We start from the raw sequence: 23,291 nt of genomic DNA, 5'->3' as shown, positions 1-23,291 counted from the left end.
GAAGTAGAAAACGCGCGCTTCGAAAGGCGCGCGTCAATAACCTGAAGCCTTTGATTTTACGAGGGTATCTTGACGACCACCTCGGTCTTGTCGCCGGCTTTCGGCTGAAAACCGGAAGATTTTGTCTTGGTTCCATTGACTTCGAGCGAGATGGATTTGGCCTTTTTGTCGCGGATGACGCGAACCTTGATCTCCGACCCCAGCATCTTCAGCGTGGCAGAATAGCCGTCCCAATGGCTGGGCAGTTTCGGCCGGAACGTGATCTGCTTGCCCCGCCGCTCAATGCCCAGAATGCCTTCGACCGCAGCACGGTAGAGCCATCCCGCTGAGCCCGTATACCAGGTCCAGCCGCCGCGACCGCCCTTGTCCTCACCGGAATAGATGTCGGCGGCGACGACGTACGGCTCGACGCGATAATGCTCGGCCGATGCATCGTCGAGCGCATGGTTGACCGGGTTCAGCATCGAGAAGCAGCGATAGGCATCGTCGGTGCGGCCCATTTCGGCGAGCGCGATCACGAACCAGGTCGCCGCATGGGTGTACTGGCCGCCGTTCTCGCGCACGCCCGGCGGATAACTCTTGATGTAACCAGGGTCCTTTCTCGTGTTCTGGAAGGCCGGGGTAAACAGTTTGACGATCTTGAGCTTGTCGTCGACCAGCAGGTTCGTCGCCTGCTGCATCGCCGTGGTCGAGCGCGCGGGGTCGCCCTCGCCGGAGAGCACGCTCCACGACTGCGCGATGGAGTCGATCTTGCACTCGTCCGAATTGTGCGAGCCAAGCGGCGTGCCGTCATCGTAGCTGCCGCGGCGATACCACTGGCCGTCCCAGGCGGTGCTTTCCAGCGCCCGCTTCAGCACATCGGCGTGTTTTGTCCAGGCCTGCGCCCGCTTGGTGTCGCCCTGCCCCTTGGCCACGGTGGTAAAGTCGCCCAGCGTCTTCAAAAGGAACCAGCCGAGCCAGACACTCTCCCCCTTGCCGGCTTCGCCGACGCGGTTCATGCCGTCGTTCCAGTCGCCGCCGAGGATCAGCGGCAGCCCGGCCGGGCTGCTGCGCTTGACCGCAAGGTCGAGCGCGCGCGCGCAATGGTCGTAAAGCGAAGCGCTCGTCTTGGAGATTTCCGGCGTGAAGAAGGCGTCGTGCTCGCCCTCGCCCAACACCTGCCCGTCGATGAAAGGCAGCTGCTCCTTCAGGATCCCTGTATCGCCGGTCACCTCGATGTAGCGATTGGTGGCATGCGCCAGCCAGACCACATCGTCGGAGATCATAGTGCGCACGCCGGCGTCGGTGCGCGGCAACCACCAATGCTGGACGTCGCCTTCGGGGAACTGCCGGCGCGCCGCATTGAGGATCTGGTTGCGCGCCAGTTTCGGATCATGCGCAAGCAGGGCCAGCGTGTCCTGTAGCTGGTCGCGGAAGCCGAAGGCGCCGCTTGCCTGATAAAAGGCCGAGCGGGCGCGGATGCGGCAGGCCAGGCTCTGATAGGGCAGCCAGTGATTGACCATGGCGTCGAGCGCCTTGTCGGGCGTCTCGACCTGGATGGTGTCGAGGAAGCCGCGCCAGACGCGTTCATTATCGGCCAGCCGCTGGTCGAAATCCTTGCCCGAATGGGTCTGCACCAACGCGCTCGCTTCGGCTGATGTAGCGGCGTCGCCAAGCAGCCAGACCAGCGTGACGTCGCCGCCGGCAGGGATGTCGATGTCGCTGGCGACAGCTGCGCACGGATCGTCGCCGGCCTCGACGCGGCCCGACAGGCCGGCGCCGCTGACGACAGTGTGCGGGAAGGCGCTGGTGCCCTGCCTGCCGATGAACTCGCCACGATCGGCTGTCACCGAATGCACCGGACCGGTGGCGGCCAGGAAGGCCACCCGGTCGCCGAAATCGAGACCGTAGGGGTTTTGCGCCAGAAGCGCGCCGGTCGCTGGATCCCTGGACGGGATGATGGTCGCAGCCGTGCTCGAGCGATGGCTGCCGAGAACCCATTCGGCATAGGCATAGATGCGCAGCCGCGCCGGCGCCGAGCCCGAGTTCTGGATGCGCAGCCGCGTGATCTTCACTGGATCGACGGGATCGACGACGTGCGTCAGATCCATTGACAGCGGGCCGCGTTTGGATCGGAAGGTCGAGAAGCCCTGGCCGTGCCATGTCTCATAGGTCATCGAGGGATCGCGGACCACGGCAGCCAGCGGCGAGAATGCCTTGCCGCTGGCCTGATCGTAGATGTAGATGCCCTCGCCCGGCCGGTTGGTGACCGGATCGTTCGACCATGGCGTCAGTTGGTAATCGCGGCTGTTGCGGCTCCAGGTGAAGGCAGCGCCTTCGGCCGAGACATGGAATCCGAACGAGGCGTTCGAGACGACGTTGATCCAGGGCTGCGGAGTCGTGCGCCGGCCGGTGAGACGCGTGACATAGTGACGGCCATCGCCTTCGAAACCGCCGAAGCCGTTCCACTGGCTGAGGCCGCTGCCGTCGGCGCTGCTGTCGGACGCGGCATGGTATGCAGGCGCCGCCGGCACCGGCAGAGACGGCTCGCGCAGTGACGCGGGGGCCGCCGGCTGCAGGCCATCGCGTGCTTGCAAGGTTGCCGCCTCGGCGCGTTCGATCTGGTCGAAGATGGTGCCGTTGCGCGTGTGCAGAACCACGCGGGCAACCGCCAGCAGCGTCTTGTACGTCGCCTCGTCCATCAGGTCGCGGCGCACGGCGAAGATGTGCTGGCGCGGCCCGAGTTCCTTGCCGCGCAGGCGGCTGTTTTCGCACAGCGTTTCGACCGCGCGCTGCAGGTCCTGGACATAGGACGATGCCTGCTCGTTGACGACCACGAAGTCGATCATCATGCCGCGGGCGCGCATATACTCCTGGAAGCGCAGCGCCTGGGCGACAATTTCGAGGTCGGCCACGTCGCCGATGCGGACCAGGAAGATCGGGAAATCGCCCGAAATGCTGGTCGGCCACAGGCTGGACTGCTTGCCCAGCCCCGAAGCGATGGATTCGCCGGGCAGGCGCAGGAACGGATCGGGATAGATCAGGAAGCGCGCCAGCTTCTGCACGTTGGCGGCGTCGGTCAGGCTGAGACCAAGATGGCGGGTCTGCACCTGCGAACGCGTCCAGGCAAGCATCGCCTGGCGAGCAAAACTTTCGGGATGGTCGAGCCTGGCGATGGCCTCGTCCAGTTCGGCGCGGTTGGCGCCGACGGCGGTCCAGAAGGTCAGCGATATCTTCTTGTTGGCCGGCACCCGCACCTGGCGGCGCAGGGCCGCTACCGGATCGAGGGTGAAGCCGTGGTGACCGCCAAGCTTGGCGCCGGGATCGAAGGCCGCCGCTTCCGCGATGGTACGGCCACGGCCGATGAAGGCACGGCGGTCGGTTTCGGCCTCGGCATCGCGCGCCGACCCGGACGGATCGGTGACGAAATGCACCATGGTGACGTCAGGCTCGTTCTTCTCGCGCTTGCGCCTGGTGGCAAAGATGGCGCCGTTATTGGCGGCGATCTCGGTCTCGATAAACATTTTCGAGAACGCAGGATGGGCATTGTCGGAGGCTTCGTTGCCCAGCACCAGCTCGGCAAAGGAGGTCACCTCGATATGCCGGTCAGTGGCGCCGTCGTTGTAGAGCGTGACGCGCCGTCCCTCGCCATTGCCTTCCGAGATGACGATGCATTCGACCTCCGAACGAAGCGAGCCCACTGTTTTGACGAAGCTCGCCTTGTCGTCGGAAAACAGCGTCTGCACTCTCTCGCCGGTCGCCTGCTTCGGCTCCGCGGTGGCCGACCACCAGTCGCCGCTGCCGGCGTCGCGCAGGAAGATGTAGGAGCCGAGCCGGTCTTCGGTCGGGTCGGGCTGCCAACGGGTGACGGCGAGTTCGCCCCAGCGGCTGTAACCGGAACCGGTGGCCGAGACCATGACGGAGTAGCGGCCATTGGACATGACGCTGGTGGCGCGCAACGCCCTCAGCGGGTCGAGGACGATGCGCGAATCCGGGCTCTCGACCTCGGTCTCGTCCTTCGAGCGCTCGTCGGCTTCGGTCCTGACCGTGGCGGTCGGGATGTCGCGCGGCGCCCTCTCCTGCAGCAGGAGTTCGGCAGACTCGATCACCGGATCGCTGTGGAAGCGGTCGCGCAGCCGGCCCTCGAAGATGGCGTCGGCAACGGCGGCGATCGACATGCCGGAGTGATGCGCCATGTAGTTCAGGACAACAGCGTGGTCGGTGCCTTCCGGCACGCGCTGCGGCGTGAAGTCGACGGCGTCGTAAAAGCCATGCCGGCCGAGAGCGCCGATGGAGCGCAGCCTAGCCAGATTCTGGACGGATTCGCGCGGTGTGAACTGCGCCGCGAGGATCGTGGCGTAAGGGGCGATCACCGTGTTCTGGCCAAGGCCGCGCTTGAGGCCAAGTCCGGGCACGCCGAAATTGGTATACTGGTAGGTCAGTTCGCGGTCGCGGGCATTGTAGGCCGCTTCCGAAATGCCCCAGGGCACGTTCTTCGAACGCGCGTACTGGATCTGACGCTTGATGATCAGCTTGCTGGTCTGGTTGAGGATCGAGCCCTGCGGTTCCTTCATCACCAGTGGCGGCATCAGATACTCGAACATCGAGCCCGACCAGGACATCAGCGCACCCTGGAAGCCGATCTCGACGATCGGCCTTCCAAGCCGGAACCAATGCTCCGTCGGCAGGTCACCCTTGGCGATGGCGAACAGGCTGGTCAGCCGCGCCTCGGAGGCGAGCAGATCGTAGCAGCTCTCATCGAGCTGGTGCTCCTCGACCCGGTAGCCGATCGAGAGCAGTTTGCGCTCCTGACGCATCAGGAAAGAGAAATCCATCTCGAAGGCATAGCGGCGGCAGCGTTCGCGCAGCGCCAGCAGCTTGGCGCGCAAGGCTTCGACGGCGTTTTCGTCGCTGTGCGAGTCATGCACATGCGCCTCGCAGGTCGCTTCCAGCCGTGCCGCCCAGTCGGCGATAATGTCGCTGCGCTGCGATCCGGCCTCGGTGTGGATGGCGGTGGCGAGCTTGCGGATCTCGCCGGCAAGCACGGCCAGGTTAATGGTGCGGATCGAGGCCATCTCCGGCTGCGCCTTGATGGTCATGACGGCGCGCCGCATGCCATCGAGGCGATCGGCCAGACGCTGGCGCAACGGCCGCAGTTGCCGGCGGTCGTCAGGCAATTCCTCGAGGCTCTCGTCGAGGATACTCACCGTGTCGAGGACGCCTTCGAAATCGCCCTGCAGGTGAACGGACGGGGCTTCCGCCCACTCGGCACAGGCCGCCGCCACCGCGACCAGATGTCCGGCCAGATTGCCGCTGTCGACGGCCGAGATGTAGAGCGGATAGAGCGGCTTGAGCGTCGTGGTGTCGTACCAGTTGAAGAGGTGGCCGCGGTTGCGCGGCATGCTCTCGATGGTCGTCATCGTGGCGTCGATGCGAGTGATGGCGTCGGAGAGCGCAATCCAGCCGAAATCGCGTGCCGACACCACCGACAGCAGGTAGACGCCGATATTGGTCGGCGACGTCCGCGGCGCCACAACCGGCGCCGGGCTTTCCTGGAAATTGTCGGGCGGCAGATTGTGGTGCTCGGCCGTGACGAAGGTTTCGAAATAATGCCAGGTGCGGCGCGCCACGGTGCGCAGCGCGTGGATGTCGGCTTGCGATATGCGCAGGCGGTCCTCGGTCTCGGCCGAGCGGCTGATCCAGCAGGCAACCGCCGGCGAACCGATCCAGAACAGAGCGAAGAAGAAGGCGACGAAGGCACCGGTGGAATCGGCCAGCACGGGGATAGCGAGACCGACGACGCCGATGATCACGGCGCCATACATCATGCTGTAATAGGAGCCGATATCGTTGTCGCCGCCCTTGTGCGCCTGCGACGCGGTGCGCCATTCCAGCAGGTTCTGGCGGCTGACGAACAGGCGGTAGAGCGTGCGCACGATGGCGTCGCCCATCATCCAGGCATTGTGCGCCATCAACAGCACTTTCAGCGCCACAAGGGCCGTGCCGAAGACGGTGTCGTGCGCCAGTGCGGAGAAATGGCCGCGCGGCGTCTGGTCGCCGCTCTTGGGCAGGATGGCGTTGACGACATCGAAGGTCGGCGCCATGAACAGCGACAGGATCAGCAGCGCCTGCCACTGCGCGGCCTGCGTGAAGGGCAGCAGCGTCCAGCCGGCGATCGCCGCCATCACCCAGAAGATCGGGGTCAGCGAGCGGCGCAGATTGTCGACCATCTTCCAGCGCGACAGCGCCGGCACGCCGGAACGCGGCGAGAAGATGAAGCGCAGCAGCTGCCAGTCGCCGCGCGCCCAGCGGTGGTGGCGCGAGGCGTCGACCGAGTAGCGGGTAGGATAGTCCTCGACCAGTTCGACGTCGGTGACAAGTGCTGCGCGCGCCAGCGCACCTTCGAGCAGATCGTGGCTGAGGACGGTGTTTTCCTCGATGCGGCCCTGCAGCGCCGCCTCGAAAGCGTCGACGTGATAAAGGCCCTTGCCGGTGAAGGAGCCGTCGCTGAAGACGTCCTGGTAGAGATCCGAGACGGCAAAGACGTAAGGATCGAGACCGCTGTTGGACGAGAAGACGCGCTGGAAGAAAGAAGCGTCGTCGCCGCTGGTGAGCGAGGCTGTGATGCGCGGCTGCAGAATGGTGTAGCCGGCGGTAACGACGCGCTTTGTCGCGTCAAAATGCGGGCGGTTGAGCGGATGGGCGAGCTTGCCGACCAGTGACGACACGGCGTCGCGCGTGGTGCGCGTGTCGGCGTCGAGCGTCATGACATAGACGACCTTTTCCGGCAGCGGCACGTCGAGCGGCAGGAAGGTGGTGTCGCTGTCGCCGCGCAAGAGAAGGTTCAGCTCATGCAGCTTGCCGCGCTTGCGCTCCCAGCCCATCCAGGCGCCCTGCGCCTGGTTGTAGAGCCGGCGGCGATGCAGGATATAGAAACGCGGCGCGCCTTCCGAGGGATAACGGGCATTGAGCCTGGCGATCTCGTCGCGCGCATATTGCAGGATTTCGATGTCGGCGGCGTCGATCTCGGTCTTGGAATCCGGCCAGTCGGACAGCAGCGCGAAATGGATTTCTTCGGCCGTGTTGGCGAGGTGATGCACCTCGATGTTGCGGATGTTTTCCTCGACATCATCGCGCGAGCCGATCAGCGACGGCACCACGACCAAGGTGCGTGATGCCGCCGGAATGCCGTGCTTGTAGTCATAGCCGACGAGCCGCGTCGGCTTCAGGAACAGTGAAACAACGGTGTTGAAGAAGGCGAGCGCGCCTTCGCTGGCAGGCACCGCAAACAGCGCCAGCATCAGCGTGATGGATTCCACCGACAGGCCGAGATGGGCAAGCGCATTGCCGGAGACAACCAGCAGCAGCACCGTCAGCAGGAAGACCGGCACAACGATGCCGAGCCAGCCCGTGGCGGTGAAGGCGCGCTTGAAGGTCACATGGAAGGGCGGCCGATAGCCGATCGCCTTTTCCAGATCCGGCCGGCGCGGGCCGACCAGGAAGAAGCCGACATCGGTATGCATGGCCGGATCGGCTGATGCATCCGGCACGCCGGAGGCATCGGTGACCCCGGGAACATGGCTGGCCAGCTCGATGGCCTTTTCGGCGACACGGAATTCGGACAGGTCGGAGCGCCGCGCCAGTTGCTCGATCGACGTGCGGTACTGGTCGCGCGAAAAGAAATCGAGCGCGGCGAAATCGGTGCGCTCGCGCAACAGCGTGTCGATGCGGCTGACGCCCTCGAACCACACCGTCCAGTCGACGTCGTTGATGAGGCGCAGGCCGCGGATGATGTTGCCGGTGGTGACATTGCCGCTGGACAGCGTGCGATGCTCGGAAATGATGATTTCCTCGGCGTCGGAGCCGGTTTTCTCGAGCTCGACCTCCAGCCATTCCAGCGCCCTGCCGGCATTCTGCGAGCCGTCGCGCAGGCGGTAGAGCAACTGGGTGGCGAAGGTGGTGTCCTGCGCATGCGCGCCGTAGCCCGACAGGATCTTCCGGCGGTCTGCATTGTCGTCGGTCGCCAGCACGCGGTCGGCGACCTCGTTGGCGATATGGCGCATCTGCCTGGTGCGGTCGACGCGCACGGCGATGCGGCGCAGATTCTCGATCAAAACGAAGCGCAGCAGCGACGGCAGCGCCCACAATTCGCCGATCTTGAGCGGCTCGACCGACTGAAAACCCTCGACGATGGATTTGAACATGGTCGCCGAAACCGAACTGTCGGAATGGGCGACATAGCTCCAGGCCAGGGCCAGCGCGCGCGGCACCGCGGCGCGGTTGGCCACTTCCAGGGTCGGCAACTGCCGGTAGAAACGACGCGGCAGGTCGCGCTTCACCTGAAAAATGGTCTCCTCGACGAGATAATTGTTGTCGAGCAGCCATTGCGCGGCAGGCGTGATGGTTTCGCCCTTGGCCTGGGCGGCATTGGTCGAGCGGTAGACTTCGAGGATTTTCTTGGCGCTGTCGCGGATGCGGGCCTGGAAATCGAACTGCGTCAGGCCGAACAGGTCCTTGATGTCGCCCTTGGCGAGGCTTTCGCCCAGCGCGCGCAGCCGCTCTTCGGGCAGGAAATTGGAGCGTATCGGCTCTTCGGTGATGACCGGGAAGCCGGCGCTGGACTTTTCGATATGGGCAGGATTTGTCTGGATATTCATTGAAAATTCCGCATGGGGGACGCGATGCGGCGCCACCGCCACGGCAATGTCCCTAAAACCGATTCAAATGCAATTGGTTGCATGATTACACTGGCCGAAAGTTTTGCTTCGCACCACGCCAGAGGCGTTATCCCTTCGACATTTTAAGTGGGGCTTTCGACAATTCAAGGACGAGCACCCCTGCCCTCCCGTCCGCCTTGGAACGACGGAAGGATTCGGGCTTTTTCGTGATCCAGACAACAGCTTACGCCAGATTTCTCCGGCGTGCGATCATGTTTGGCAACAGGCGTTAATCGTTGTGCTGGCGGTGCGGCTGGCCCAGCCTGGCTATCCGGATGACGAACACGGTCGTCGGCCGTACCGGTTCAACCCGTAGTTTCGCCTGCGGACCGAACAACAGCGTGTCGAGGGGTCCAAGACGAGACGATGTCGGGCCGCTGAGGCCGACCTCGCCGTCGAACGGCAGGATCAGGGTCATAGCGCTGGTCGGCCGGATATCGGTCGGAACCGAGACCACCAGGCGCTCGACCGTGTGCATGGCCCGCCCGCGGCGGGTCATAACGTTGAGGTCGGTGATCGGACCGGAGATCAGCGCCGCCGAGGTCGGCACATCGGCCGGGAAGGACAGCGGGGCGGAAGCCGCCGTCACTTCGGCCGGCCGCCGGCCAGCAATGTCGAGGACGATGCCCTCGCCTTCCAGCACGGCCAGCGTGCGGTCGACGCCGGCAAAGCCCGAGAACGGCCCGCTATCCTCGACTCGCGCCATCGAAACGCGCCAGTCGAAATCGTCCAGGCCGGCGCCGTCCGGCGAGACGGCGATCTCGGTGGTCGTGCCGCCGCCATTCTTCCACGGCATGACCCGGTAGTCGGCGGCCCGTAGGATGCGCATCATTTAAGCCAATCAGCCTAAAATACCGGGCAGATTGAGCTGGTGCTCCTTCGCGCACTCGATGGCGATGTCGTAGCCGGCATCGGCGTGGCGCATGACGCCTGTCGCCGGATCGTTCCACAACACGCGCTGCAGGCGCCTTGCGGCGTCCGGCGTGCCGTCGGCGACGATGACCATGCCGGCATGCTGCGAGAAGCCCATGCCGACGCCACCGCCATGATGCAGCGACACCCAGGTTGCGCCCGACGCGGTGTTGAGCAACGCATTGAGCAGCGGCCAGTCGGAGACGGCGTCGGAGCCGTCCTTCATCGCTTCCGTCTCGCGGTTGGGCGAAGCCACCGAGCCGGAATCGAGATGGTCGCGGCCGATGACGACGGGCGCCTTGAGTTCGCCCCTGGCCACCATCTCGTTGAAGGCGAGCCCCAGCCTGTGGCGGTCGCCGAGGCCGACCCAGCAGATGCGCGCCGGCAGGCCCTGGAAGGCGATCCGCTCACGTGCCATGTCCAGCCAGTTGTGCAGATGGGTGTTGCCGGGGGTGAGTTCGCGCACCTTGGCGTCCGTCTTGTAGATATCCTCGGGATCGCCCGAAAGAGCAGCCCAGCGGAACGGGCCGATGCCACGGCAGAACAGCGGCCTTATATAGGCCGGCACGAAACCCGGGAAGGCAAAGGCGTTCTCGAAGCCTTCGTCCTTGGCGACCTGGCGGATGTTGTTGCCATAGTCGAGCGTCGGCACGCCGGCATTCCAGAACGCGACCATCGCCTCGACATGCTCGCGCATTGAGGCGCGGGCGGCCTTCTCGACAGCCTTGGGATCGGAGACGCGCTTCTCGCGCCACTCAGCTATCGTCCAGCCCTTGGGCAGATAGCCGTTAATCGGGTCATGCGCCGAGGTCTGGTCGGTGACCATGTCGGGGCGGATGCCCCGCTTGAACATTTCCGGCACGATGTCGGCCGCATTGCCGAGCAGGCCGACCGACTTCGCCTCGCCGGCCTTGGTCCAGCGCTCGATCATTTCCATCGCTTCGTCGAGCGTCTCGGCCTTCTCGTCGACATAGCGGGTGCGCAGCCGGAAATCGATCGAGTCCGGATTGCATTCGATGGCGAGGCAGCAGGCGCCGGCCATGACGGCGGCAAGCGGCTGGGCGCCGCCCATGCCGCCGAGGCCGCCGGTCAGGATCCATTTGCCCGTAAGGTTGCCATTGTAGTGCTGGCGGCCGGCCTCGACGAAGGTCTCGTAGGTGCCCTGCACGATGCCTTGCGTGCCGATATAGATCCAGGAGCCGGCCGTCATCTGGCCGTACATCATCAGGCCTTTTTTATCGAGTTCGTTGAATTTGTCCCAGGTCGCCCAATGCGGCACGATGTTGGAGTTGGCGATCAGCACGCGCGGCGCATCGGTGTGCGTCCGGAAGACGCCGACCGGCTTGCCGGACTGGACCAGCAGCGTCTCGTCTTCATTGAGGGTCTTCAACGAGGCGACGATGCTGTCGAAATCGTTCCAGGTGCGCGCGGCCCGGCCGATGCCGCCATAGACGACGAGCTCATTGGGGTTTTCGGCGACATCGGGATCGAGGTTGTTCATCAGCATGCGCAGCGGCGCTTCGGTCGTCCAGTATTTGGCGTTGAGCTTGTCGCCGCGGGGCGCGCGCACTTCGCGGATGTTGTGGCGAGGATTGTTCATCATTGTCCCTTTGGAGTAAGGCGGCGTCTCAGCGCCCGGCCCAGTCAATGGCGGATTGGAGGATTTTCGTCAGTGTGGCGCGCATCGGCGCGGCGAACTCGGCATCATAAGGCACCGGCCAATTGTCCGGTTCGCCCTTGCCCTCGGGCTCGCGCAAATAGCCGCGATCGGCAAGTTCCATCTGCAGCGCATGGTAGCCGCCTTGCGGATTGCCGAAATAGCGGGTGATCCAGCCGCCCTTGAAACGACCGTTGATGACATTGCTTTCACCGCTCTCGGCCATGATCTGACCAACCAGCGCCTGCAGCGTAGGATCCGCGGTCTGGCCGTCATTGGTGCCGAGATTGAATACCGGCAGCGTGCCGTAGAACAGGCGCGGCAGCACCGACCGGATCGAGTGGCAATCGTAAATGACGACCTTCTCATGCAGGCCGCGCAGCCTGACGGCCTGGGCCGCCAGCATTTCATGGTAAGGCACGAAATACGCTATGCGGCGCTGGTCTATCTCCGACGGCGTCGGTTCCGCGCCGGGCAGATACAGCGGATCGCCGTCGAAGGTCTCGGTCGGGCATAGCGTCGTTGTCGTCTGCCCGGGATAGAGCGAGGCGCCGGAAGGATCGCGGTTGACGTCGATAACGGTGCGCGAGATCGACGTATGCACAATCGTCGCGCCAAGGCCGGCGGCGAAATCGTAGAGCTTGTCGATCCACCAGTCGCAATCGCGGCGGCCGAGCCAGGGCGAGACCAGCCGATTGTCGATGCCGGCGAGATCGATACCCGTGTGCGGGATCGACACCAACAGGGGTGCCGTGCCTTCGGTCACTGTCAGCCAGTCGGTCATGTCAGACTCCCGAGATCGAAGGCAATGTCACCGCGCTCGCAGCCTTGATGGCAGCGCCGCTGCGCACCATAGCGATGGCTTTTTCCATGTCAGGGTGGAAATGCCGGTCATTGTCGAGATGCGGCACCTCGGCACGGACCAGCTTGCGAACAGCTTCCAGAGCTGCACTCGACGCCAGCGGCGCATGGAAATCGCAGCCCTGCGCGGCGGCCAAGAGTTCGATGCCGATGACGGCCGTGGCGTTTTCGATCATGCCGATCAGCCGGCGCGCGCCATGTGCGGCCATCGAGACGTGGTCTTCCTGGTTGGCCGAGGTCGGGATGGAATCGACACTTGCCGGATAGGCCTTCTGCTTGTTCTCAGAGACGAGCGCCGCCGCCGTCACCTGCGGGATCATGAAGCCGGAGTTCAGGCCGGGCTTCGGCGTCAGGAAGGCCGGCATGCCGGACAGCGCGGGGTCTACCAGCATGGCGATGCGGCGCTCCGACAGCGAGCCGATCTCGCAGACGGCAAGCGCGATCATGTCGGCAGCGAAAGCCACCGGCTCGGCGTGGAAATTGCCGCCGGAGAGCGCTGTGTCGTCCTCGGCGAAAATCAGCGGATTGTCAGTGACGCCATTGGCCTCGGTGCCAAGCGTGTCGGCGGCCTGACGCAGCACACTGAGCGCGGCGCCCATCACCTGCGGCTGGCAGCGCAGGCAGTACGGATCCTGCACGCGCTCGTCGCCGACGCGGTGCGATTCACGAATGGCGCTGCCGGCCATCAGGTTGCGCAGCGCTTCCGCCGTCTCGATCTGGCCCGGGTGTTTTCTGAGGAGATGGATGCGCGGATCGAAGGGCGCGTCCGAACCCTTGGCGGCGTCGGTCGACAGCGCGCCGGCGACCAGCGCCGACTGGTAAAGCACTTCGGCCTCGAAGAGAGCGGCCAACGCATAGGCGGTGGAGAACTGCGTGCCGTTGAGCAGCGCCAGGCCTTCCTTGGCGCCAAGCGTCACCGGCTCCAGGCCGTGCGAGACGAAAGCGACCTTGGCCGGGAAGCGGCCATGCGGGGTAAAGCATTCGCCAACGCCGATCATCACTGCCGTCATGTGCGACAGCGGCGCGAGATCGCCGGAGGCGCCAACCGAGCCTTGCGCCGGCACGACGGGGATGACGTCGTTGGCCAGCATCGCTTCCAGCAACTCGATCGTTTGCGGCCGCACGCCCGACGCGCCCTGCGCCAGGCTGGCGAGCTTCAGCGCCATCATCAACCGAACCACAGCGACCGGCATCGGCTCGCCGACGCCGGCGGCATGCGACAAAACGATGTTGCGCTGCAAGGCCTCTAGATCCTCGGCCGGAATGCGGACGCTGGCCAGTTTGCCGAAGCCGGTATTGATACCATAGACCGGCTCGCCCTTGGCGACGATGCGGGCGACTGCCTCGGCGCTGGCCTTGATTTTTGGCCGGCAGGAGGCGTCGAGCTTCGGCACGGCGCCGCGATAGATAGCGCGCCAGTCGGCCAGCGTCGCATTGCCGGGCTTCAGGTTAAGTTCGGTCATTGTCCTCTCCAGATGCGGGCATGGAGCGGGTTGAAGCCCATGCGGTAGACGAGTTCGGCCGGACGCCCGACGTCCCAGATCGCCAGGTCGGCAGATTTTCCTGCCTCCAGCGTGCCGGTCTGGCCGAGCAATCCCAGCGCGCGGGCAGCCTCGCGAGTGGTGCCGGCCAGGCATTCCTCGACGGTCAGGCCGAAAAGCGTCGCGGCCATGTTCATTGTCAGAAGCAGCGAGGTCAGCGGCGACGTCCCGGGATTGTTGTCGGTGGCGACCGCCATCTTGACGCCGTGCTGGCGGAACAGGCCGACCGGCGGCTTCCTGGTTTCGCGGATGAAATAGTAGGCGCCGGGCAGGATGGTCGCCACGGTGCCGGCCTTGGCCATCGCTGCGGCGCCGGCCTCGTCGGTGTATTCGAGATGGTCGGCCGACAGCGCGCCATAGCGGGCGGCGAGTTCGGCGCCATGCAGGTTGGACAGCTGGTCGGCATGGAGTTTGACCGGCAGGCCAAGCGCCTTGGCCTTGTCGAAGACGCGGGCAATCTGTTCCGGCGAAAAGGCAATGCCCTCGCAAAAGCCGTCTACGGCGTCAGCCAGGCCCCCGGCGGCGATTGCGGGCAGGATCGTGTTGGCGACGAGATCGACAAAAGCGTCCTTGTCGCCTTTTGCTTCCGGCGGCAGCGCATGCGCGCCGAGGAAGGTGGTGCGGACCGTGACCGGGCGTTCCTTGTCCAGCTGCCGCGCGGCGCGAAGCGACTTCTGTTCATTTTCGAGATCGAGCCCGTAACCCGACTTTACCTCTACCGTGGTGACGCCCTCGGCCATCAGCGCATCGAGGCGTGGCAGCGTCTGCGCAACCAGTTCGTCTTCGCTCGCGGCACGCAGGGATTCGACCGAGGAGACGATGCCGCCGCCGGCACGGGCGACTTCTTCATAGGTGGCGCCGGCCAGCCGCATCTCGAACTCGTTGGCACGGTTGCCGGCATGGATGAGATGGGTGTGGCAGTCGATGAGACCGGGCGTGATCCAGCGGCCTTCGCAATCGGTAGTCTCGCCGCCCTGAGCCAACGCTGACGGCATGTCGGCTTCCGGACCGGCATAGACGATGAGACCGTCGCGGGCGGCAATCGCGCCCTTGTCGACAATGCCCAGTCCGGCGTCGCCTTCGGCCATGGTTGCCAGGCGCGCATTGCGCCAAAGGTGAAGGCCCCCTGCCCGGCTTTTGTTCTGTGCCGCCATCATCTTTTTCCGTTTGATTGGATGGCGATTATGTATATACATATTGAAAAGCACTGCAAGTGCAATTGTTCAGGGAATGCGGAGAAAAACGTGACGGCGATCTTTGCGGAACAGGCGCTGCTGCCCAATGGCTGGCACGACAAGGTGCGGATTTTGTTGAACGACGGTCGCATCACGGCAGTCGAAGCCGGCACGTCGATACAGGCTGGCGACGAACGCCACGCCATTCTGGTGCCGGGCATGCCGAACCTGCACAGCCACGCCTTCCAGCGCGGCATGGCCGGGCTTGCCGAACTGCGCGGTCCCTCCGCCGACAGCTTCTGGAGCTGGCGCGAGGTGATGTACCGCTTCGCGCTGTCGATGACGCCGGACCAGGTCGAGGCGGTCGCCGCCCAGCTTTATGTCGAAATGCTGGAGGCCGGATTCTCGCGCGTCGGCGAATTTCATTATCTCCACCACGATCGCGACGGAAAACCCTATGCCAACCTTGCCGAAATGGCCGAGCGCATTGCCGCTGCATCCGCCGAGACCGGTATCGGCCTGACGCTGCTGCCGGTGTTTTATGCGCATTCGTCCTTTGGCGGCGCTGCGCCCAATGAAGGCCAGCGGCGATTCATCAACGATGTGAATCGCTTCTCCCTGCTGGTTGAGAAATGCCGCGAATCGGTTCGTGCGTTGAATCAGGCTGTCGTCGGCGTCGCCCCGCACAGCCTGCGCGCCGCGACGCCGGAGGAACTCAGCGCTGTTGCCGCCATTGCGCCGGACGGACCGATCCACATCCACGTCGCCGAGCAGGTGAAGGAGGTCGAGGATTGCCTGGCGTGGTCGGGTGCGCGACCGGTCGAATGGCTGCTCGCCAATGCCGGGATCGACAAGCGTTGGTGCCTGATCCACGCCACCCACATGACCGAGGCTGAGACAACCGGCATGGCCAGAAGCGGCGCCATTGCCGGGCTTTGCCCGATCACCGAGGCCAATCTCGGCGACGGCACCTTTTCAGCACCTCTGTTCATCGAACATGGCGGCCGCTTCGGCGTCGGCTCGGATTCCAACGTGCTGATCGGCCTGCCGGATGAATTGCGCCAGCTCGAATATTCGCAGCGCCTCGCACACCGCGCCCGCAATGTGCTGGCGGTGGCCGGCGGCTCGACCGGGCGGGCTCTGTTCGACGCCGCCCTCGATGGCGGCAGCACCGCACTCGGCGCCGGCCCGTCGCGGATCGCCGCCGGCGCCGCGGCTGATTTCGTCTCCCTCGACGAAAACCATCCTTCGCTGGCCGGAAAAAGTGGCGATGCGATCCTCGACGCCTGGATCTTTGCCAATGGCGGCAAGGTCGATTGCGTCTGGGTGCACGGAAAAAAACAAGTCAGCGGCGGCCGGCATGCAGTGCGTGAGACGATCGCCGAGCGCTTTCGCCATGTGATGACGGCGCTTTCGGCATGAGCATATCAGAGACAGCGGCGGTGGAAGGCGGCGGTTCGCTGCACCAGCGCATCCTGTCCGACATCAGCGAGAAAATAATGTCCGGCGCCTGGGCGCCGGGTCACCGCATCCCGTTCGAGCACGAGTTGACGGCCGAATACAATTGCTCGCGCATGACGGTGAACAAGGCGCTGTCGCAACTGGCCAAGGCCGGGCTGATAGAGCGCCGCCGCCGTTCGGGCAGCTTTGTCCGCCAGCCGCAGTCGCAGGCCGCGGTGCTGGAAATTCACGACATCAGGATCGAGGTCGAAGCGCTTGGGCTGGCCTATCGCTATGAGCGCATGGCGCGGCAGAAAAGGCGCAGCAGCGCCGAGGATCGCGCCTTGTTGGAATTGGGAGCGGCTGGACAGGTGCTGGCGCTGGAATGCCGGCATTTTGCCGGCAAGCGGCCGTTCGCGCACGAACAGCGGCTGATCAATCTGGCCGCCGTCGCGGAAGCCGCCGAGGAGGAGTTTCTCGACATTGCCCCCGGTCCTTGGCTGATCGGCCGCGTGCCATGGAGCGAGGCCGAGCACCGTATCCGCGCGGTCGCGGCCGACAGGCATATTGCCGAAGCCCTCGACGTCGCAACCGGCGCGCCCTGCCTGGTGGTCGAGCGCCGAACCTGGATCGCCGAGCACCCGGTGACGCAGGTGAGGTTCACCTACGCCGCGGAGAGCCACACGTTGGTGGCGAGGTTCAAGCCTTCGCAGGGGTAGCTCCTTTACCCTCCCCCTTGTGGGGAGGGTCGCTGCGAAGCAGCGGGGTGGGGGTCGGCGCCAGCCCCCCGCCCGGACCTTCGGTCCGACCTCCCCACAAGGGGGAGGTAGAAGGCTGCACTTTAAATCGCCGCCGTAACGATAATCTCGACAGTGTATTCCGGCCCTGCAAGCTTGGCCTCACCCGTGGCGCGGGCGGGCGTGTTGCCTTGCGGGACCCACTTGTCCCATTCCTTGTTCATCTCGGCGAAGGTGCCCATATCGGCCAGCCAGATGATCGCCTGCAGGATCTTGGTCTTGTCGGTGCCGGCCTTGGCCAGCAGTTCGTCGATAGATGCGAGGATCGACCTCGTCTGTTCGCCAACGCTGGCGCCGGGCGTTCCGACCTGGCCGGCGAGATAGACGGTGTTGCCGTGGATGACGATCTGGCTCATGCGCGGGCCAACATCGATGCGACGAATGCTCATTGGATGGTTCCTTCGTTTGTCGGTGCGCCTGTTTAGAGTCGCTGCCGCCTCCGGGCAAGGCCAACAGCGCGAAACCTCTTGAGCCTGGGTTGGATCTTGGGCCGCAAATGTCTATCTGCGCCGAGGGATTTCTTTCCGGCGCGGATTGCCGACCTCGTGTGAGAGTGGCAAGACTTTGCGCCAAACCAGATTGGAGGATGAGAGCCATGGAATATCGCGAAATCAGCGAGGACTATTCGGTCTCGGGCCAGATCCAGCCCGAAGATGCCGCCGCCATCAAGGAAGCCGGTTTCAAGAGCGTGATCTGCAACCGGCCGGATGACGAGCAGCCCGACCAGCCTTCGGCCGACAGCGTCAAGGCGGCGGTCGAAGCCGCGGGGCTGGCCTTCCGTTACATCCCGGTGATCAGCGGCCAGATCACAGCCGAGAATGTCGAAGATCAGGCCGAAGCGCTCGACGCGCTCGAAGGCCCGGTGTTTGCCTATTGCCGCTCCGGCGCGCGCTGCACCAATCTCTACGGGCTGATCCAGCAGTCCAAGGGGTGAGCATCCTGAGGCGCTGGCGATCCCTCACACCCCCCTCTGTCCTGCCGGACATCTCCCCCGCAAGGGGGGAGATCGGATGTCGCCTTCGCTCTTCGCCAATCGCCGACGTTGCAGGATGAGCGCTGGACAAAGCTGCTGATCTCCTCCTTGCGGGGGAGATGGCCGGCAGGCCAGAGAGGGGTGCTGTCCCGCCGACGTATCAACTGAAACTCTCTCAAACTAGATCGGCAGCGCGCCGGTCTCCTTCAGCGTCTCCAACACGATCGCCGTCTTCACATGCTGCACGGAGTCGTGCGGCAGGAGCACACCGTTGACGAATTCCGACAATGATTTCAGATCGGGCGTCACCACCTTCAAGATATAATCCATCTCACCGGTCAGCGCGTGCGCCTCCTGCACTTCCGGCAGCCGCGCCAGCAATTCGCCGAAGCGCCGCGCATTGTCGCGGTTGTGGGTGGCGAGCGTCACCGAGATGACGTTGACCAGCGAGAAGCCGAGCTTGTCGCGGTCGAGCACCGCCCGGTAGCCCTTGATATAGCCGTCCTCTTCCAACCGCTGGCGGCGGCGCGAGCATTGGGAGGCGGAGAGGTTCACCCGCTCCGACAGGTCGTTGTTGGTCAGCCGCGCATCGCCCTGCAGAAGTGCCATTATCTTGCGGTCGAACTGATCGATGCGCGTCTCATTCATGATCTTTGGCCCGTTTGTGCACAATTCACGCACGATCTGATCATTTCAAGCGTTTGAATGCAAGCACCGTGCAGCCGCTCCGCGTTATGATTGCACGTGGTCCGCTGCGGCCACCGCCAGTTTTGGAGCAATGCCATGGGTCCCTTTCCGCACGACGCCCCGCCCGCCAAGATCAGCAAGGAAAACCCCGCCGGCACCGACGGTTTCGAGTTCGTCGAGTTCGCCCATGCGGAGCCGCAGAAGCTCGCCGAGCTGTTCACCCGCATGGGCTATGTCGCGGTGGCCAAGCACCGCACGAAGGACATCACCGTCTGGCGCCAGGGCGACATCAACTATGTCGTCAATGCCGAGCCGGGTTCGCATGCGATGAAATTCGTCGACAAGCACGGCCCCTGCGCCGCCTCGATGGCCTGGCGCGTGGTCGATGCAAAGCATGCGTTCGAGCATGCGGTATCGAAAGGCGCCACGCCCTACGACGGCAACGACAAGGCGCTCGACGTGCCGGCCATTGTCGGCATTGGCGGCTCACTGCTCTATTTCATCGAAGCCTATGGCAAGAAGGGCTCGGCCTATGATGCCGAGTTCGAGTGGCTGGGCGAACGCGACCCGCGGCCCCAGGGCGTCGGCTTCTATTTCCTCGACCACCTCACCCACAATGTCTATCGCGGCCAGATGGACAAATGGTGGGACTTTTATCGCGAATTGTTCGGCTTCAAGCAGATCCATTTCTTCGACATCGACGGCAAGATCACCGGCCTCGTCAGCCGCGCCATCACCTCGCCCTGCGGCAAGATCCGTATCCCGCTGAACGAGTCCAAGGACGACACCAGCCAGATCGCCGAGTATCTGAAGAAGTACAATGGCGAAGGCATCCAGCATATCGCTGTCGGCACCGACGACATCTACGCCGCCACCGACAAGCTTGCCGACAACGGGCTGAAGTTCATGCCCGGTCCGCCGGAGACCTACTACGACATGTCGTACAACAGGGTGAACGGGCATGACGAGCCGATCGAGCGGATGAAGAAGCACGGCATCCTGATCGACGGCGAAGGCGTGGTCGACGGCGGCATGACCAAGATCCTGCTGCAGATATTCTCCAAAACCGTGATCGGCCCGATCTTCTTCGAATTTATCCAGAGGAAGGGCGACGAAGGTTTTGGCGAAGGCAATTTCCGCGCGCTGTTCGAGTCGATCGAGCAGGACCAGATCAAGCGCGGCGTGATCAAGGTCGACGGCAAGGCGGCCTGAACCCCCGTTTGCGGCTCGATCGGCCTTGATCTAAGTTTCGATAAAAAGGGTCAACCCGTGAACGTCTCCATAACCGAAGCAAAGGCCAAACTAGCGGAACTCGTCGGCCGCGCGGAGACCGGCGAGGAGATAGTCATCACTCGTCACGGCAAGATCGCGGCGCGGCTCGTGCCACCAGTTCGAGAAGACTTGTTGTCGCGCATAGGTGCCCTGAAGGGCAAGATTTGGATTTCTGACGATTTCGACAAACTCGGCCCTGAATGGAACGAGTACACCAGATAAAGGTCAGAGGCCCAGCCGCTCGACCTCTTCCTTCCTCACCTTCAAATCATAATCGAGCAAAAACTCGTCCAGCTGCGGCGGCGCGACCGAGCTGCCCGAGAGCATCGCGTGAACCTGGCCGCGATGGTGGATGTCGTGCAGGAAGACATGGGCGAGAATGTCGCCGATCTTTTCGGGGATCATGCCGTCCTCGCGCCGGTCCGTGATGACCCGACGGTCGAGATCCGCCTCCGACAGCTTCTCGCAAAAGGCGATCAGGCGTCGATCTGCCGCGACCTGAGCGGCAAACAGCGCCTGCGGCACATCGAACGGCACGTAGTCGTCATGGGCGGCCGCGCCGACGCCGCCCTCCTCAAGGAAATCGAGATAGAGATGATCGACCGCAAGGATGTGGTTGAGCGTTGCCTTGATCGACGGGAAGAAGCTGGTGCGTTCGGCTTCGAATTCGCCGGGCTTCAGCGCAAGCACAGCGCGGTAGAGCCGGTCATTCGACCAGAGATTGTTGCCGGCCATGCGGCTGAAGTGGGTGAGAATATCCATGTTATGCGCTTGGCCAACCGACCAAGTCCACCAACTTCAGAATGACGAGTATGGCAGCTATCCCCAGAAGACGAACGTTCATACCGCGGCGCAGTTCTTGCGTTCCTGCATCGCTTGCGACTTCCCGGTTCAAAGCGACGTACACAAGCCTCGGCAGGCGCGCCTCGCTGCTGAAATTACGCAGCCTTTCAGACCGATCCTCGACCTGCCGGCAGAGCCGAATTGCGGAAATCAAAAGCCAGCCGGTTGCGACGCTGCAAAGCCCAAGAAACCAAAGATAAGAAGCGGTATAGGCCATCTGCCATTCACGCTCCCGTCGATCGCATCAGATACAAGCCTGCCGCCATCACCGCGAAGCCGGCGACAACAATCAGCAAAAGCCGGTTCATGCGCCGCCGCGTCGCCTGCGTCTCCTCGTCCCGCGCCACATTGGTGTTGGTGATGGTGTGGAACATCATCGCCTTGCGCGGGTAGCCACTGTGGTTGGTCAGATCGGGCGAGCGCGCCTCGATGCGGTAGCTCAGCCGGATCGCCTGGATGAAGACCACCAGAATGGCCAACGCCCAGACGCCGGCCAGCAGGTAGAACGCCTCGCCCGTCATTGCATTGCCCCTCTTATGCCTGGGACTTCTCGACCTTCTGCTCGATGGCGCCGAAGATCGAGTTTCCGCTTTTATTCTTCATCTCGATACGCACTGTATCGCCAAAGCGCAGGAACGGCGTCTTGGGCTCGCCAGACTCAATGGTCTCGATCATGCGCAGTTCAGCGATGCAGGAATAGCCGGCGCCGCCGGCCGCCACCGGTTTGCCCGGCCCGCCATCCAGCTTGTTGGAGACGGTGCCGGAGCCGATGATGGTGCCGGCAACCAGCGGCCGTGTCTTTGCGGCATGGGCAATCAGCGCCGGGAAGTCGAAGGTCATGTCGACGCCGGCATTGGCACGGCCGAACGGCTTGCCGTTGACGTCGGCGAGCAGAGGCAGGTTGACCTTGCCGCCATCCCAGGCGTCGCCGAGTTCGTCCGGCGTCACCGCCACCGGCGAAAAAGCCGAGGACGGCTTCGACTGGAAGAAGCCAAACCCCTTGGCGAGCTCGGGTCCGGTGAGCGCGCGCAACGTCACATCATTGACCAGCATGACCAGCCGGATGGCGGCGCGCGCCTGGTCGAGGCTGGCGCCCATCGGCACATCGTCGACGATGACGGAGACTTCCGCCTCCATGTCGATGCCGAAGGCTTCGTCCGCCGTGCGGATCGGCTCGCGCGGCGCGATGAAGGAATCCGAGCCACCCTGGTAGATCAGCGGATCGGTCCAGAAGCTTGCCGGCATCTCGGCGCCGCGGGCTTTGCGCACCAGCTCGACGTGGTTCACATAGGCAGAACCATCGGCCCATTGATAGGCGCGCGGCAGCGGCGAATGGGCGTCATGCTCATGGAAGCGTGCCGACGGCACCGCATTGTTCTCCAGCGATTCGGCGATCGTCGCCAGGTGCGGCGAAATCCGCTGCCAGTCGTCGAGTGCCGCCTGCAGCGTGCGCGCCAGGAACGAGGCGTCGGTGAAGCGCGTCAGGTCGCGCGAGACGACGACAAGCTTTCCGTCGCGCGTCCCGTCCCTCAATGTGGCAAGCTTCATGCGGTTTCCTCTCCTGATGCGGCTTTGGCGCCGTCTAAGTTCACAACAAGGCCGTCGCGGGCAATCGTCAAGTCACCCGCCCACGATTTCCTGACGGCCGCCTCCCAGTCGGCCTCGCCGATCGCGGCATCATCGGCCGGAATGAGGTGGTTGAGCACCAGCCTCTTCACCCCGGCATCGCTGGCGATGCGACCTGCCTGCTCGGCAAATGAGTGGCTGGCAAGCAGATGCTCTTTCAGCCGCGCCCCGTTGCCGGTCCTGGCGACCAGCCGCTCGATGCCTTCTTCCAGCATGGCCTCATGGACGAGAATGTCGGCATTTCGGGCAAAGCCTGCGAGCGGCGGAAAGAAGGCTGTGTCGGCCGAGAAGACGATGCTTTTGCCAGCGTGGTCGAAACGCAGCGCGAAACAGTCCGTGACCGGCGGATGGTCGACGCGCAGTGCCGAGACCTTCAGGCCGCGCTGCGCAAAAATCTCGCCCTCGCCGAATTCCACGATCGAAGCCATTTCGCGAATGTCCGGCCTGCCCTCATCGACGATGCGAATTTCAATGTCGAACTCCATCGCCTGGCAGAAGCGGCGCCAGTATTGGCCGGTGCCGGGCGGTCCGAACAGCGTCACCGGGCTGGCGAGGCCGGCGGTCCAGGCGGTGTGGAGCAACGGACCCAGTTCCAGCACATGGTCGGAATGCAGATGGGTGATGAAGACCAGGTCGAGCGCCTTCAGGCTGACGGCGGAATCGACCAGGCCGCGCGTGACGCCGAGCCCGCAATCGACGACGATGGTTCGCCCGCCCAGTTCCAGCAGCGACGAACTCGGCCACGGCCCGCCCGGCCGCAGCGCCGGGCCGCCCTTGGAGCCGAGAAGCACCAGCCGGTCGTTCATCGGGC

Annotated in this window: 18 protein-coding genes; 5 read left to right on the top strand and 13 right to left on the bottom strand. The window is 64.1% G+C overall.

The annotated features are described in order from the left end of the window. Positions 1-56: 56 nt before the first annotated feature. The 6 genes from NKI37_RS14970 to hutI all read right to left on the bottom strand — a co-directional run bounded on the left by NKI37_RS14970 (position 57) and on the right by hutI (position 14,821). The gene (locus NKI37_RS14970) at positions 57-8,636 is read right to left on the bottom strand and encodes a glycoside hydrolase family 94 protein (RefSeq protein ID WP_023826107.1); all 8,580 of its coding nucleotides are present in this window, start codon (positions 8,634-8,636) and stop codon (positions 57-59) included. A 289-nt stretch (positions 8,637-8,925) separates the two neighbouring features. After that, on the bottom strand, positions 8,926-9,525 hold the full coding sequence (locus tag NKI37_RS14965) for a HutD/Ves family protein (RefSeq protein WP_352790535.1): 600 nt from the start codon (positions 9,523-9,525) through the stop codon (positions 8,926-8,928). A gap of 12 nt (positions 9,526-9,537) precedes the next feature. After that, complete coding sequence (gene hutU, locus NKI37_RS14960; RefSeq protein ID WP_502896393.1) at positions 9,538-11,208, bottom strand: urocanate hydratase; 1,671 nt, start codon at positions 11,206-11,208, stop codon at positions 9,538-9,540. A gap of 28 nt (positions 11,209-11,236) precedes the next feature. Continuing rightward, on the bottom strand, positions 11,237-12,049 hold the full coding sequence (gene hutG / locus NKI37_RS14955; RefSeq protein ID WP_023705776.1) for an N-formylglutamate deformylase: 813 nt from the start codon (positions 12,047-12,049) through the stop codon (positions 11,237-11,239). A gap of 1 nt (position 12,050) precedes the next feature. Beyond that, entirely contained in the window at positions 12,051-13,589 is a 1,539-nt protein-coding gene (gene hutH, locus NKI37_RS14950) for a histidine ammonia-lyase (protein ID WP_023711612.1), read from the bottom strand. Beyond that, positions 13,586-14,821 (bottom strand): imidazolonepropionase, encoded by a 1,236-nt coding sequence (gene hutI, locus NKI37_RS14945; RefSeq protein ID WP_352790525.1) that lies wholly within the window; start codon positions 14,819-14,821, stop codon positions 13,586-13,588. Before hutI ends, hutH begins: the two co-directional genes overlap by 4 nt. A 90-nt stretch (positions 14,822-14,911) precedes the next feature. Between hutI and NKI37_RS14940 the strand changes: the two genes are divergently transcribed. Beyond that, positions 14,912-16,264: a formimidoylglutamate deiminase gene (locus NKI37_RS14940; RefSeq protein ID WP_352794486.1), complete on the top strand. Its 1,353-nt coding sequence runs from the start codon at positions 14,912-14,914 to the stop codon at positions 16,262-16,264. After that, a complete protein-coding gene (gene hutC / locus NKI37_RS14935; RefSeq protein ID WP_352790528.1) occupies positions 16,261-17,001 on the top strand; it encodes a histidine utilization transcriptional repressor HutC in 741 nt (246 codons plus the stop codon). Before NKI37_RS14940 ends, hutC begins: the two co-directional genes overlap by 4 nt. Positions 17,002-17,123: 122 nt before the next feature. On the opposite strand, the gene NKI37_RS14930 is transcribed toward hutC, so the two are convergent. Beyond that, entirely contained in the window at positions 17,124-17,468 is a 345-nt protein-coding gene (locus NKI37_RS14930) for a RidA family protein (RefSeq protein ID WP_023672906.1), read from the bottom strand. 206 nt (positions 17,469-17,674) lie between these two features. Here NKI37_RS14930 and NKI37_RS14925 point away from each other — a divergent pair, with 206 nt between their 5' ends. After that, positions 17,675-18,013 carry a protein tyrosine phosphatase family protein gene (locus NKI37_RS14925; protein WP_023672907.1) on the top strand — a complete coding sequence of 113 codons (339 nt, stop codon included), beginning with the start codon at positions 17,675-17,677 and terminating at the stop codon, positions 18,011-18,013. Positions 18,014-18,232: 219 nt separating this feature from the next. Here the strand turns inward: NKI37_RS14925 and NKI37_RS14920 are convergent, their stop codons facing one another. Further along, positions 18,233-18,700 (bottom strand): Lrp/AsnC family transcriptional regulator, encoded by a 468-nt coding sequence (locus NKI37_RS14920; protein ID WP_023689628.1) that lies wholly within the window; start codon positions 18,698-18,700, stop codon positions 18,233-18,235. 135 nt (positions 18,701-18,835) lie between these two features. On the opposite strand from NKI37_RS14920, the gene hppD reads away from it, so the two are divergent. Together hppD and NKI37_RS14910 are read left to right on the top strand one after the other, a co-directional pair. After that, positions 18,836-19,951 (top strand): 4-hydroxyphenylpyruvate dioxygenase, encoded by a 1,116-nt coding sequence (hppD, locus tag NKI37_RS14915; protein ID WP_023694412.1) that lies wholly within the window; start codon positions 18,836-18,838, stop codon positions 19,949-19,951. A gap of 57 nt (positions 19,952-20,008) precedes the next feature. Next, positions 20,009-20,233, top strand: coding sequence for a type II toxin-antitoxin system Phd/YefM family antitoxin (locus NKI37_RS14910; protein ID WP_352520908.1), 225 nt, complete (start codon positions 20,009-20,011; stop codon positions 20,231-20,233). A gap of 3 nt (positions 20,234-20,236) precedes the next feature. Here the strand turns inward: NKI37_RS14910 and NKI37_RS14905 are convergent, their stop codons facing one another. From NKI37_RS14905 to NKI37_RS14885, 5 genes are read right to left on the bottom strand one after another with little or no spacing between them, the layout of a single operon-like run. Beyond that, entirely contained in the window at positions 20,237-20,773 is a 537-nt protein-coding gene (locus NKI37_RS14905) for a DinB family protein (protein WP_352790530.1), read from the bottom strand. 1 nt (position 20,774) lies between these two features. Beyond that, the gene (locus NKI37_RS14900; protein WP_023698017.1) at positions 20,775-21,071 is read right to left on the bottom strand and encodes a hypothetical protein; all 297 of its coding nucleotides are present in this window, start codon (positions 21,069-21,071) and stop codon (positions 20,775-20,777) included. 7 nt (positions 21,072-21,078) lie between these two features. Next, positions 21,079-21,375: a hypothetical protein gene (locus tag NKI37_RS14895; protein WP_352790532.1), complete on the bottom strand. Its 297-nt coding sequence runs from the start codon at positions 21,373-21,375 to the stop codon at positions 21,079-21,081. Positions 21,376-21,388: 13 nt separating this feature from the next. Then, a complete protein-coding gene (locus NKI37_RS14890) occupies positions 21,389-22,402 on the bottom strand; it encodes a fumarylacetoacetate hydrolase family protein (protein WP_023672913.1) in 1,014 nt (337 codons plus the stop codon). Then, entirely contained in the window at positions 22,399-23,286 is an 888-nt protein-coding gene (locus tag NKI37_RS14885) for an MBL fold metallo-hydrolase (RefSeq protein ID WP_023672914.1), read from the bottom strand. The genes NKI37_RS14890 and NKI37_RS14885 overlap by 4 nt, the downstream gene beginning before the upstream one ends. Positions 23,287-23,291 lie beyond the last annotated feature (5 nt).

Source organism: Mesorhizobium sp. M0626 (genome assembly GCF_040320665.1).
Classification (GTDB): domain Bacteria; phylum Pseudomonadota; class Alphaproteobacteria; order Rhizobiales; family Rhizobiaceae; genus Mesorhizobium.
Note: the sequence above shows the minus strand (reverse complement) of the source record. Positions and strands in the feature narration are given on the sequence as shown.

Excerpts from the sequence above, each read along its gene's own strand:
- NKI37_RS14970 (WP_023826107.1), bottom strand. The coding sequence starts at position 8,636 with ATGAATATCCAGACAAATCCTGCCCATATCGAAAAGTCCAGCGCCGGC.
- NKI37_RS14965 (WP_352790535.1), bottom strand. The coding sequence starts at position 9,525 with ATGCGCATCCTACGGGCCGCCGACTACCGGGTCATGCCGTGGAAGAAT.
- hutU (WP_502896393.1), bottom strand. The coding sequence starts at position 11,208 with ATGAACAATCCTCGCCACAACATCCGCGAAGTGCGCGCGCCCCGCGGC.
- hutG (WP_023705776.1), bottom strand. The coding sequence starts at position 12,049 with ATGACCGACTGGCTGACAGTGACCGAAGGCACGGCACCCCTGTTGGTG.
- hutH (WP_023711612.1), bottom strand. The coding sequence starts at position 13,589 with ATGACCGAACTTAACCTGAAGCCCGGCAATGCGACGCTGGCCGACTGG.
- hutI (WP_352790525.1), bottom strand. The coding sequence starts at position 14,821 with ATGGCGGCACAGAACAAAAGCCGGGCAGGGGGCCTTCACCTTTGGCGC.
- hutC (WP_352790528.1), top strand. The coding sequence starts at position 16,261 with ATGAGCATATCAGAGACAGCGGCGGTGGAAGGCGGCGGTTCGCTGCAC.
- NKI37_RS14930 (WP_023672906.1), bottom strand. The coding sequence starts at position 17,468 with ATGAGCATTCGTCGCATCGATGTTGGCCCGCGCATGAGCCAGATCGTC.
- NKI37_RS14925 (WP_023672907.1), top strand. The coding sequence starts at position 17,675 with ATGGAATATCGCGAAATCAGCGAGGACTATTCGGTCTCGGGCCAGATC.
- NKI37_RS14920 (WP_023689628.1), bottom strand. The coding sequence starts at position 18,700 with ATGAATGAGACGCGCATCGATCAGTTCGACCGCAAGATAATGGCACTT.
- hppD (WP_023694412.1), top strand. The coding sequence starts at position 18,836 with ATGGGTCCCTTTCCGCACGACGCCCCGCCCGCCAAGATCAGCAAGGAA.
- NKI37_RS14905 (WP_352790530.1), bottom strand. The coding sequence starts at position 20,773 with ATGGATATTCTCACCCACTTCAGCCGCATGGCCGGCAACAATCTCTGG.
- NKI37_RS14900 (WP_023698017.1), bottom strand. The coding sequence starts at position 21,071 with ATGGCCTATACCGCTTCTTATCTTTGGTTTCTTGGGCTTTGCAGCGTC.
- NKI37_RS14895 (WP_352790532.1), bottom strand. The coding sequence starts at position 21,375 with ATGACGGGCGAGGCGTTCTACCTGCTGGCCGGCGTCTGGGCGTTGGCC.
- NKI37_RS14890 (WP_023672913.1), bottom strand. The coding sequence starts at position 22,402 with ATGAAGCTTGCCACATTGAGGGACGGGACGCGCGACGGAAAGCTTGTC.
- NKI37_RS14885 (WP_023672914.1), bottom strand. The coding sequence starts at position 23,286 with ATGAACGACCGGCTGGTGCTTCTCGGCTCCAAGGGCGGCCCGGCGCTG.